Genomic DNA, 11,431 nt, shown 5'->3' on the forward strand with positions numbered 1-11,431 from the left:
CATCAGGCGAAGAGGTTCTGCTGGTAGCTGCGGGAGGTCTCCGCGAAGTCCTCGAAGACCGCGTGGTCCGCGGAGGACTCCTTCGCGGCGTCGTTGAGCAGGAAGAGGTTGGAGGCCTGGAAGAACTCCGACACCGGCGCGACGTCGGCGTGGGTGGCGATGAACCGGTCGGTCTCCTGCTGGTTGCCCCGCAACGCGACGAACAGTTGCAACTCGTCGTGCCGGTACGGACGCATCTCGGCGAGGGTGCAGACGTAGTCGTGGTAGGCGGCGGCGTTCTGGCTCCGGCGGCGGTCCCCGTAGGCGGTCATCGCCTCGTCGATCGACGCGTCACCGCAGAGCCACCGGTCGAGTGCGGCGCTGACCAGCTCGGCGTCGCGGAAGGCGTGGGTGATGCCGATCGCGGTGCACTGGTCCTTGGCCGACTCGGCGTCACCGACGAGCACCCACCCGGGCCCGTGCAGTGGCCGGAGGAAGGCCGACTGGTCCAGGGTGCCGTAGATGCGTTCCTCCCTGGTTCCCTTGGTGCGCACCACGTCGCCCAGCTCCGGACTGACGAAGTCCAACGCCTTCTGGTAGTTGCCCGGCACGTCACCGCGGAACTCCCGCGACCACTCACTCGGCCCCCAGACCAGGACCATGTTCTGGTCGAAGTTGGTCGGCGCCACCGCGCAGGCCAACCGACCGCGCCGGTGCAGTTGTGCCGGGCCCAGGTCGAAGCCGGACCAGTAGCTCCAGTAGGCGAACGTGCAGCGGGGCCGCTCGTCGTACTTCGGCAACGCGAGGGTGCGGGCGACGAACGAGTTCCGGCCGTCGGCACCGACCACGATCCGGGCCCGCTCCTCGACCAGCTCTCCGTCGACCGCGCGCCCCCGGATACCGGTGACCTGCCCGTTCTCGACGATCAGCTCACGAACGGTGAAGTTGGTCCGCACCTCGGCGCCGGCCTTGGCGGCCGCGCCGACCAGGATCTCGTCGAGCACCCGGCGCCGCACGGACGCATAGCTCTGCACCACGCCCGAGTCGTCGCCGTGCAGGTCCCGGAAGTACTCGCGCAGCAGTTCGGTCGGCACCGAGCCGGTCAGCGAGATGCCGTCGTTGACCACCTCGACCGTGGTGTGCGCCGGAGTGACCGCCAGGACCTCGTCCAGCAGTCCCCACCGGTTCAGGTAGGACATCCCGTGCGGCCAGAGGAAGTGCGTCGAGATGACGTCGCTGGGAAACGAGGAGCGGTCCACCACGAGCACCCGGTGTCCACGCTGGGCGAGCAACAGGGCGGTGGACGCACCCGAACAGCGGGCGCCGATGACGATCGCGTCGTACAACTGATTGATCCTTCGTTGATGTGGCGGTGGCGGCGCAGGTAGCGGCGGCGGAGAACCCACCCAGGAGCGGCCCCGGGGTCCGCGGATCGCGCAGGTCACCCGGGTTGCGTGCGGCGTCGGCCACCGTTGCCGGTGGCTGCCTCTGCCGCACCTACCGATCGAGCCGGCAGGCCCGGCGGAGAGCGTAGCTCATGTCCACAGTGGATCGAAACCGCTCGGAGTGGGCGTCCGAGGCATCCGACAGAAGCTGCGCGGAGAATGTCGGGTGATCGGGACCGGCGCCGCCGCACGATGGGGGCATGGATGACACGACCTTGGTGTCCCGCTTTCTTCGCGACGGCTTCGTCAAGCTGGAGGGCGCCGTCGCGCCGCGCGTGGCAGCGGACTGCGCGCGGCTGCTGTGGCGGGAGACGGGCTGCGACCCGGACGATCCGGCGACGTGGACGCAGCCCGTGCACTGGGTGCCCGGCCTGGCGCAGGGACCGTTCGCCGCCGCTCCCAATTCCCCGTTCCTCCATCGCGCGTACGACCTGCTCGTCGGCGCGGGACGCTGGGAGCCGCGCTACTCGCTGGGCACGTTCCCGCTGCGCTTCCCGCACGAGGAGGAGCCGGACGACGCGGGCTGGCACATCGAGGGCAGTTATCTGCCGGAGGGTGAGAGCTGGTACTTCACCAATGTGCGCTCCCGCGGCCGGGCGCTGCTGATGCTGTTCCTGTTCAGTGAGGTCGGGGAGAAGGACGCCCCGACCCGGATCCGGGTCGGCTCACACCTCGACGTGCCGAAGGTGCTGGAGAAGTACGGGGAGAACGGAGCGAGCGGACTGGCCCTTGCGCCCGACCTGGTGGCGGCGTCCGAGCACCGGCCACTCGCCCTCGCCACCGGATCTCCGGGCGACGTCTTCCTGTGCCACCCGTTCCTGGTGCACGCGGCGCAACCGCACCACGGAGCGCGGCCTCGCTTCATGGCCCAACCGCCGCTGATGCCGGCCGCACCGTACGAACTGGAGCGGGCCGACGGTGCATACTCGCCTGTGGAGATCGCGATCCGTCGGGGCCTCGGACGGGACGCCCCGGTCCGGACGGGGACGGCACCGACCACGGCGCCGGGGCGACATGCCCCGTCCGTTTCCTGAGTGCCTGGCCGAAGGTCATGTCGGAGACCCCGGGGAGCCGGGGTGAGGTCCACGGCGGGGTGCCGGTGAGGTTGCCGTCGCCGGTGCGGTGGAGGCGGGGGTGGCAGTGGTTCTGCGGGTGAGTGGCCGCAATGCGCGGTTCCAGCAGTGGAAAGCTCTCCTCGGCAATCGGACCAAGCGGCAGCGACGCGGCGAGTTCCTCGTGCAGGGCGTGCGCCCGATCACCATGGCCGTCGAACACGGCTGGCAGATCCGGGAGCTGCTCTACGACACCAGCGCGCAACTGTCCGGCTGGGCACGCGAGGCCCTGGACACGGTCCGGGCCGAGAAGTTCGCCGTTTCGCGTGAGCTGATCCATGAACTGGGAGGTAAGGCGGACACGGTTCCAGAGCTGCTGGCCGTGATCGCGTTGCCGAAGGACGATCTGGGCCGTATCCCGGTCGGCCCGACCATGCTCACCGTCGTGTTCGATCGGCCCACCAGCCCCGGCAACATCGGGACCCTCGTCCGGTCGGCGGACGCCTTCGGCGCCGGCGGCGTCATCGTCACCGGCCACGCCGCCGACGTGTACGACCCGAAGGCGGTCCGGGCGAGCACCGGCTCGCTGTTCGCCCTGCCCGTGGTCCGGGTCCCCTCCCACCAGGCCGTTCTGTCCTGGGTCGCCGACGTCCGCGCCGACGGCATCGGCATGAGCATCGTGGGAACCGATGAGCGCGGCATCCTGGACGCCGCCGAGTACGACTTCACGCAACCCACCCTGACGTTGATCGGCAATGAGACCACCGGCCTCAGCTCCGGCTGGCGCGAGGCATGCGACCAGCTCGTCCGGATCCCCATGTCCGGGTCCGCCAGCTCCCTGAACGCGGCGACCGCCGCGACTGTCGTGCTGTACGAATCGGCACGCCAGCGGGCCGCCGCCCGGCGGTAGCGCCCTGATGGCAGGCGACCGACCGGCGGCTGTCCGCCACCATCGCGCCACCTGACCCGCCGCGCCCTTCTGGACTCTGACACGTCAGGCGGCCAGGGTGGCGTAGCGGCCGGCGCGCTCCAGCAGGCCGTCGTGGCTGCCGGACTCGACGATCCGGCCGTGGTCGAGCACCGCGATCCGGTCCGCGCCCCGCACCGTGGAGAGCCGGTGCGCGATGGTGATGGTGGTACGCCCCCGGGCCACCTCGTCGAACGCCCGCTGCACCGCGCGCTCGGTCTCGGTGTCCAGCGCGCTGGTGGCCTCGTCGAGGATCAGGATGCGCGGGTCGCGCAGCAGCGTACGGGCGATCGCGAGGCGCTGCTTCTCGCCGCCGGAGAAGCGGTGTCCCCGCGAGCCGACCATGGTGTCGTACCCGTCGGGCAGCCCGGCGATCAGGTCGTGGATCTGGGCGGCGCGGGCGGCGGCCTCGATCTCGGCGTCGGTGGCGTCCGGGCGGGCGTAGCGCAGGTTCTCCCGCACGGTGGTGTGCAGCAGGTACGTCTCCTGGCTGACCACGCCGACGATCGCGGCCAGGTCGGCCAGGCGCAGGTCGCGCAGGTCGACGCCGTCAACGGTGATCCGGCCGCTGGTCGGGTCGTGCAGGCGGCTGATCAGCGCGGCCAGGGTGCTCTTGCCGGAGCCGGTCTCGCCGACCAGCGCCAGGCCGCTGCCGGCCGGCACGTCGAGGGTGATCCCGGCGACGGCGGCGGTGTCGCTGCCCGGGTAGCGGAAGGTGACGTCGCTCAGGCGAAGCTCGCCCCGGATCCGGCGCGGGTCGACGGCGACCGGCTCGGCGGGGTCGTCGACCTCGACCGGCAGGTCCAGGTACTCGAAGATCCGGGCGAACAGCGCCAGCGAGGCGGTCACGGAGACGCCCACGTTGAGCAGGCCCATCAGGGGGCGGAACAGCCCGCCCTGCAACGCGGTGAAGGCGACCAGGGTGCCGATGCTGAGCGTGCCGGCGGCGCCGGGCAGCCCGGCGCTGAGGTAGATGACCGCCGGGATGGCGGCGAAGACGACGCTCATGGTGGCCATCCGCCAGCGGCCGGCGAGTTCGGAGCGCAGTTCCAGGTCGACCAGGCGGTCCGACGAGGCGGCGAAGCGGGCGGCCAGGGCGGGCCCGGTGCCCAGCGTCTTGGCCAGGTGCACGCCGCTGACCGACAGCCCTTCCTCGACGGTGACGTTGAGGTCGGCGAGTTCGCGCTGGCGCTGGGCGGTGATCTCGCGGCGCAGGTGGGCGACGCGCCGGGTCAGCCAGATGGCCGGCGGCAGCACGACGAGCGAGACCAGCGAGAGCCGCCAGGAGAGCGCGACCATCGCCGCCACGGTGGCGACGACGGTGGTCAGGTTGGCCGCGATCGAGGTGGCGGTCGAGGTGACCACGCTCTGCATGCCGCCGATGTCGTTGGTGATGCGCGACTGCACCTCGCCGGTGCGGGTGCGGGTGAAGAACGCCAGGGACTGCCGTTGCAGGTGGGTGAAGACGTCGGTGCGCAGCCGGTGCATCACCTGCTGGCCGACCCGGGTGGAGATCCAGGTCTGGAGCACGCCGAGCACCGAGGTCACGGCGGCGACGGCGACCATGCCGGCCACCAGCCAGACCAGCAGCGGCAGGTCGCGCTCGGGCAGGGCCCGGTCGATCACGGCGCGCAGCAGGAAGGGCGAGGCCATGGCGAGCACCGAGGAGACCACGATGATCGCGGTGACGGTGGCGAGCGCCGCCCGGTGCCGGGCGAAGAGCGCGCCGATGCGCCGCAGGGACACCTGGCGGGCCTGCGCCTTCTCGGCGGCGCTGACCTTGCGGGGGCCGCGATCGCGGCCGGAGGGGACGGGTTCCAAGGGGGTACTTCCTCACGTAGGAAATGCTGAGGTTGCCTCAACATGAGGGAACAACAGCTCCTGCTGCTACCGTATTCCCCGTGACGGCAGACACGGACGACGCCGGGGACGGCCTCGCCGAGGCGTTCTGGGCGGTGACCCGGAGGCTGCGCCACCGCACCCGCGAGGCGCTCGCGCCCTGGGACGTCACGCCCGGGCAGTCCCGGGCGCTCGGCGTGCTGATGCGGCACGGCGCGCTGCGGCTCAGCGCGCTCGCCGAGCACCTGCGCATCGCCCCGCGCTCGGCCACCGAGGTCGTGGACGACCTCGAGGCGCGCGGGCTCGTGCGGCGCCGGCCCGATCCGGCGGACCGGCGCGCCACCCTGGTCGCGCCGACCGGGGAGGGCACGCGCGCCGGCGCCGCCATCCACGCCGCCCGCCGGGCCGCCGCCGAGGAGCTGTTCGGCCGCCTCGCACCCGCCGACCGGGAACAGCTCGCCCGCATCCTGCGTACGCTGCGCGACTGACCGCCCGGCGCCCGCGCCACCGGGGTTTGCCGTCCCCGGCGGCGGGTAGCCCAGCCACCCGTCCTGCCGACGGGACCGGGTCACCCCGCGCGGGCGGCCCGGCACACCTGCGACGCCGACAGGAGTGATCACGGTGGGTCGGATGTCCCGGAAGCACGGTGACCGCTGACGATGTGCGGCATCAGTGGCGAGGCGAGGTTCGACGGATCGACGCCGGACGCGGGCGCGGTGACCCGGATGACCGAGGCGATGCGCTCCCGGGGCCCCGACGGGGAGGGCCTCTTCGACGACGGCTGGGTGGTCCTCGGGCACCGCCGGCTCACCATCATCGACCTCACCGAGGCCGGCTCCCAGCCGATGGTCCGCGACGACCTGGGGCTGGCGCTGATCTTCAACGGCTGCGTCTACAACTATCCCCAGCTGCGCGAGGAGCTTCGCGACGCGGGGCACACGTTCCACTCCACCAGCGACACCGAGGTCGTCCTGGTGGCGTACGCGCAGTGGGGCGAGCACTTCGTCGACCACCTGGTCGGCATGTTCGCCGTCGTGCTGGTGGACCGCCGGCGACGCCGGCTCGTGCTGGCCCGCGACCGGCTCGGCATCAAGCCGCTCTACCTCGCCGAATCACCCGGCCGGCTGCGGTTCGCCTCCACCCTGCCGGCGCTGCTGCGCGCCGGCGACGTGGACACCTCGATCGACCCGGTGGCGCTGCACCACTACCTCTCCTGGCACTCCATCGTGCCGGCGCCCCGCACCGTCCTGCGCGGCATCCGCAAGCTCCCCCCGGCCACCGTGCGCGTCGTCGAGGCCGACGGGCGCAGCCGCCAGCACGTCTACTGGCGGCCCGACTACGCCCGGGACCCCGCCCACGCCGGCATGGACGCCGGGGACTGGCGGGCCGCCGTCGGGGAGGCGCTGCGCGAGGCGGTACGGCGGCGGCTCGTCGCCGACGTCCCCGTCGGCGTGCTGCTCTCCGGCGGCCTGGACTCCAGCATGATCGTGGCGCTGCTGGCCGAGGCGGGGCAGCGGGACCTCCAGACGTTCAGCATCGGCTTCGACAGCCGCGGCGGCGAGGCCGGCGACGAGTTCCACTACTCCGACCTGGTCGCCCGCACGTTCGGTACCGACCACCACCGCATCCGGCTCGCCGACGACGACCTGGTCCCGGCGGTACGGCGGACCGTGCACGCGATGACCGAGCCGATGGGCAGCCACGACGTGGTCGCCTTCCATCTGCTCTCCGAGCAGGTCGCCCGGCACGTCAAGGTGGCCCAGTCCGGCCAGGGCGCCGACGAGGTCTTCGCCGGCTACGGCTACCACCAGCCCCTCACGCGGGTGCCCCGCGACGACGCGGCGGCCACCTTCGCCGACGCGTTCTTCGACCGGGACCACGCCGAGCTGAGCCGGGTGGTGGACCCGGCGTACGCCTGCGACCGCGACGCCAGCCGCGAGCTGCTCGCGGCGGACCTGGCCGCGCCGGGCGCGCAGACGGCGCTGGACGCGGTGCTGCGCCTGGACACCCATCTGATGCTCCCCGACGACCCGGTCAAGCGGGTGGACAGCATGAGCATGGCGTGGGGGCTGGAGGTGCGCACCCCGTTCCTGGACCAGGACCTGGTGGCCCTGGCGGCGGCCTGCCCACCCGAGCACAAGGTCGCCGACGGCGGCAAGGGCGTACTCAAGGAGGTGGCCCGCCAGGTGCTGCCCGTCGAGGTGGTCGACCGGCCGAAGGGCTACTTCCCGGTGCCGGCGCTGCGCAACGTCGACGGGCCGGTGCGGCAGCTCGTCGCCGAGGCCCTCGCCGCACCCGCCGCCCGCGAGCGCGGCCTGTTCCGCCGCGAGTACGTCGCCGAACTGCTCGCCGAGCCGGACCGGGCGCAGGCCGCCGCCGGCAGCAACAAGCTGTGGCAGCTCGGCCTGCTGGAACTCTGGCTCCAGTCCCACGACATCCGCTGAGGGCTTCCGGCGCGCGACCGGCGGCGCGGGGTGTTCCTTACCACCGCTGCTGTGTGAGTCCGGCAGACGGCGTGGTCACCCGAGCGCCTGCCGGGCGGCCTCGCCCATGGGGTCCTCGCGGGTGGGCATCCCTCGGATCGCCGGCAGCACCTCCTCCCGGAAGACGCCGTGCAGCCGGCGCAGCTCCCGCGCCGGATCCTCGGCGTCGTCGACCCGCACGTCCCACAGTGGGTACGGCTCATCGCCGCTCACCGTCACGGTCGCCGACCGGGCGCCCTGCCGGTCGCCGCCCGCCCCCTCCCCGGCCTCGATGGCCAGCACGAGCCGCTCCGCCAAGTCGAGTTCCCGGCTGTCCTCGAACACCCCGACGATCTCCGCGAGGGTCTGCGGGCCCACCAGGCGGTTGCCCTGCACCGCGTAGCCGGGGCCGGTGCGGTGTCCCGTCCAGTCCTTCGTGCGGGCGCCGGTGAAGGCGTGCGAGCGCCCCCAGCGGTCGACCATGCCGACCTGCCGCACCTCCCGGCCCGGGTCCTTGGCCAGCAGGCCGGTCAAGACGTCCTGCGGCGAGCAATCCTCTCCGAGCAGGGGCAGGCCGTCGTAGGCCAGGAACGGGTTCGGGGTGGCCTGGGTCGCGACCGCGCCGACGCCGGAACGGACGTGGGCGACAAGCTTGCCGACCGCGGGCCTCGCCGTCAGGGCCCCCACCCCGAGTTGGCCGGTACGCGGGCACCGTGCGGCGATCGAGAAGGTCACGGTCGTCGGCTACCCGGCCGGGCGTCCGGTACACCCTGCACGGCTGCGGAACGGCGGGGCGGGGCGGCTCAGCCGGCGCGGGTCTCGGCGGCCAGGTGGTCCAGGACGGCGCGCACGTCGTTGTCGGTACGCGCCATGACGCGGCGCTGCCGGGTGGCGCCGTTGCCGTCGCGCCGCAGCCGGATGAGCTGGTCGCGTACGTAGTCGAGGTCGCCGTGGCGGGCCAGGGCCGGCGCGACCGTGTCGACGAGCTCGCCGACCAGGTCCCAGGCGGGACGGGCGACGCCGGCACGAAGGTCGATCAGGTCGCCCTCCAGCCCGTCGTGGGCGGCCCGCCAGTGCGCGGCGGAGACCAGGCAGTCCCGGATCCGTCGGGCGGGGACCCCGGCGCGGGCGTCGTCGGCCATCGCCGCGACGAGCGCGCGGACCAGCCCGGCGACCAGCACGGTGTCGTCCACCGCCGGGCAGACGTCGCCCACCCGCACCTCCACCGTGGGGTACGCGGCCGACGGGCGCGCGTACCAGTAGACCATCGCCGCGTCGAGCATGATCCCGGCGTCGATCAGCTCCGCCACCGTCGCGTCGTAGTCGGCGACCGACTCGAAGTGCGGGGTCGGCCCGATGCTGGGCCAGCGTTCCAGCTGCATGGAGCGCCAACTGGCGTGCCCGGTGTCGCGGCCGTCGTGCAGCGGCGAGTTGGCGGTGATCGCCTGCACCACCGGCAGCCAGGGGCGCAGGTGGTTGCAGACCTGGATGGCCAGTTCACGGTCGGGCATCCCGACGTGCACGTGGCAGCCGCAGACGGCGGGGTCGTGCGCCACCGGCCCGAACCGCCGGGACATGGCGTGGTAGCGCGGTTTGTCCGGCACCGTCCGGTGCGGCTCGTGCACGGGCGTGGCACCGACCGCGACGAGCCGGGCCCCGGCGGCCTCGGCCGCGTCGCCGACGGAGCGGCGCAGCGCCACCAGGTGCGCGCGCAGCTCGGCCAGGTCGGCGGTGACGGGCGTGACCATCTCCACCATGCTGTGCCGGAACTCCTGCCGGCTCTGCTCCCGCGCGCTGCCGGACAGGGCGGTGAGCACCCGGTCGGCGACCGGCAGGCTCTCCCCGGTCCGCGGGTCGAGCAGGAGGTACTCCTCCTCGACCCCGAGCGTCAGCGTGGTCTGGTCGGAAGCGGTGGCAAGTGCCGGACGGTACGTCATGGGCGCTCGCGTCCGTTCGTCGGGCGGCGCGCCGGGCGCCGCGCTGCCGGACGACCCGAGTTCCCGGCCCATTGGCTGGACAAACGCGCGGGGCGCGGGCGTCACCCGCCCGTCAGCATCGAGGTCGCCCGGCTGTCCAGGAAGGCGCGTTCGGCCGCGTTGTCCGTCAGCTCGGCGGCCGTCCGATAGGCCCGCGCCGCCTCCCCCGCCAGGCCGAGCCGCCGCAGCAGGTCCGCCCGGACGGCGTGGAACACGTGGTACCCGGCCAGGTCGAGCCGCTCGACGGCCGCCAGCCCCGCTGCCGGCCCGGCCACCTCGGCGAGCGCGACGGCCCGGTTCAGCGCCACCACCGGCCCCGGGGCGTACGCGGTGAGCTGGTCGTACAGCCGGAGGATCTGCGCCCAGTCGGTGCCGGCGGCGTCGGGCGCGTCGCTGTGCACGGCGGCGATCGCGGCCTGGATCTGGTACGGCCCCGGCCGGTCGCGGCGCAGGCAGCGGCGCACCAGGGCCTGCCCCTCGCCGACGAGCCCGGCGTCCCACCGGCGGCGGTCCTGCTCGGGCAGCGGCACCAGCGCGCCGTCGGCCGTGGTGCGGGCGGGGCGGCGCGCCTCGGTGAGCAGCATCAGCGCCAGCAGCCCCAGCGCCTCGGGCTCGTCCGGCATGAGCCACACCAGCAGCCGGCCGAGCCGGATCGCCTCGGCGCACAGGTCGGCGCGGACCAGCCGGTCGCCGGAGCTGGCGGTGTGCCCCTCGGTGAAGATCAGGTAGAGCACGGCCAGCACGGCGGGGAGCCGGTCCGGCAGGTCGGCGTCGCCGGGCACCCGGTACGGGATCCCGGCGTCGCGGATCTTGGCCTTGGCCCGGACGATCCGCTGGGCCATGGTCGCCTCCGGCACCAGGAACGCCCGGGCGATCTCGGCGGTGCCCAGGCCGCCCAGCAGCCGCAGGGTCAACGCGACCCGGGCGGCGGGGCCGAGCGCCGGATGGCAGCAGGTGAAGATGAGGCGGAGCCGGTCGTCGCGCACGGGTCCCTCCTCCGCCGGCACGTCGCGGGCGTGCAGCAGGGCGGCCTGGGCGTGCCGGTCGGCGCGGGAGGCCTCCCGCCGCAGCCGGTCGATCGCCCGGTGGCGGGCGGTGGTGATGATCCAGCCGGCCGGGCTTGGCGGCGGCCCGGTCTCGGGCCACCGCGCCGCCGCCACGGTGAACGCCTCCTGCACCGCCTCCTCGGCGAGGTCGATGTCGCCGAGGAGGCGGACCAGGACGGCGACCGCACGGCCGTACTCCGCGCGGAACACAGCCTCCACGTCGGGCACGGTCAGCTCTCGCCCTGGAAGGGGCGCACCTCGATCGGCAGGGTGGTGGCCAGCGCGTACCGGCGGCCCCACGCCAGCGCGGCGTCGAGGTCGGCCGCCCGGAGGATGGTGATCCCGCCGAGGTGTTCCTTGCCCTCGACGAACGGCCCGTCAGTGACCAGCACCTCGCCGCCGGACGGCCGCAGCACGGTCGCCGTCTCGGGCGCGTGCAGCCCCTGGCCGAACACCCAGCAGCCGGACGCCTCCAGTTCCTCCCGGATGGCACCCAACTCGCGCATCACCCCGGCCAGGAACTCCGGGTCCGGCAGCCCGTCACCGTCGGGCTGGTGGATGCTGAGCAGGTACTGCTTCATGGCCCCTCCTCGCGTCGGCGGCCGGCGGCGCCGCCGGCCTCTCATCCTCCACACGAACGGAGCGGGCCAGGATCGACAACCCGC

General features: G+C 73.6%; 10 protein-coding genes. 4 read left to right on the plus strand and 6 right to left on the minus strand.

The window, feature by feature from the left end; all coding sequences use genetic code 11:
* Positions 1-2: 2 nt before the first annotated feature.
* A complete protein-coding gene (locus EV374_RS12650; RefSeq protein ID WP_132234834.1) occupies positions 3-1,325 on the minus strand; it encodes an NAD(P)/FAD-dependent oxidoreductase in 1,323 nt (440 codons plus the stop codon).
* Positions 1,326-1,624: 299 nt separating this feature from the next.
* On the opposite strand from EV374_RS12650, the gene EV374_RS12655 reads away from it, so the two are divergent.
* Together EV374_RS12655 and EV374_RS12660 are read left to right on the plus strand one after the other, a co-directional pair.
* The gene (locus EV374_RS12655; RefSeq protein ID WP_207914121.1) at positions 1,625-2,458 is read left to right on the plus strand and encodes a phytanoyl-CoA dioxygenase family protein; all 834 of its coding nucleotides are present in this window, start codon (positions 1,625-1,627) and stop codon (positions 2,456-2,458) included.
* A gap of 100 nt (positions 2,459-2,558) precedes the next feature.
* The gene (locus EV374_RS12660; RefSeq protein ID WP_132235065.1) at positions 2,559-3,386 is read left to right on the plus strand and encodes an RNA methyltransferase; all 828 of its coding nucleotides are present in this window, start codon (positions 2,559-2,561) and stop codon (positions 3,384-3,386) included.
* A gap of 84 nt (positions 3,387-3,470) precedes the next feature.
* On the opposite strand, the gene EV374_RS12665 is transcribed toward EV374_RS12660, so the two are convergent.
* The gene (locus EV374_RS12665) at positions 3,471-5,264 is read right to left on the minus strand and encodes an ABC transporter ATP-binding protein (RefSeq protein ID WP_132234836.1); all 1,794 of its coding nucleotides are present in this window, start codon (positions 5,262-5,264) and stop codon (positions 3,471-3,473) included.
* 80 nt (positions 5,265-5,344) lie between these two features.
* Here EV374_RS12665 and EV374_RS12670 point away from each other — a divergent pair, with 80 nt between their 5' ends.
* Both EV374_RS12670 and EV374_RS12675 read left to right on the plus strand, forming a co-directional pair.
* Positions 5,345-5,770, plus strand: coding sequence for a MarR family winged helix-turn-helix transcriptional regulator (locus tag EV374_RS12670; RefSeq protein ID WP_486485728.1), 426 nt, complete (start codon positions 5,345-5,347; stop codon positions 5,768-5,770).
* Positions 5,771-5,941: 171 nt separating this feature from the next.
* Positions 5,942-7,726: an N-acetylglutaminylglutamine amidotransferase gene (locus EV374_RS12675; RefSeq protein WP_132234840.1), complete on the plus strand. Its 1,785-nt coding sequence runs from the start codon at positions 5,942-5,944 to the stop codon at positions 7,724-7,726.
* A 75-nt stretch (positions 7,727-7,801) separates the two neighbouring features.
* On the opposite strand, the gene EV374_RS12680 is transcribed toward EV374_RS12675, so the two are convergent.
* The 4 genes from EV374_RS12680 to EV374_RS12695 form a co-directional block, all read right to left on the minus strand.
* Positions 7,802-8,479 (minus strand): DUF1028 domain-containing protein, encoded by a 678-nt coding sequence (locus EV374_RS12680; RefSeq protein ID WP_132234842.1) that lies wholly within the window; start codon positions 8,477-8,479, stop codon positions 7,802-7,804.
* A gap of 68 nt (positions 8,480-8,547) precedes the next feature.
* Positions 8,548-9,681 (minus strand): glutamate--cysteine ligase, encoded by a 1,134-nt coding sequence (locus tag EV374_RS12685; protein WP_132234844.1) that lies wholly within the window; start codon positions 9,679-9,681, stop codon positions 8,548-8,550.
* 101 nt (positions 9,682-9,782) lie between these two features.
* Positions 9,783-10,994 carry a sigma-70 family RNA polymerase sigma factor gene (locus tag EV374_RS12690; RefSeq protein ID WP_132234846.1) on the minus strand — a complete coding sequence of 404 codons (1,212 nt, stop codon included), beginning with the start codon at positions 10,992-10,994 and terminating at the stop codon, positions 9,783-9,785.
* A gap of 2 nt (positions 10,995-10,996) precedes the next feature.
* Entirely contained in the window at positions 10,997-11,347 is a 351-nt protein-coding gene (locus tag EV374_RS12695; RefSeq protein WP_132234848.1) for a YciI family protein, read from the minus strand.
* Positions 11,348-11,431: the final 84 nt, after the last annotated feature.

The sequence above is a fragment of the Micromonospora sp. CNZ303 genome (genome assembly GCF_004345505.1).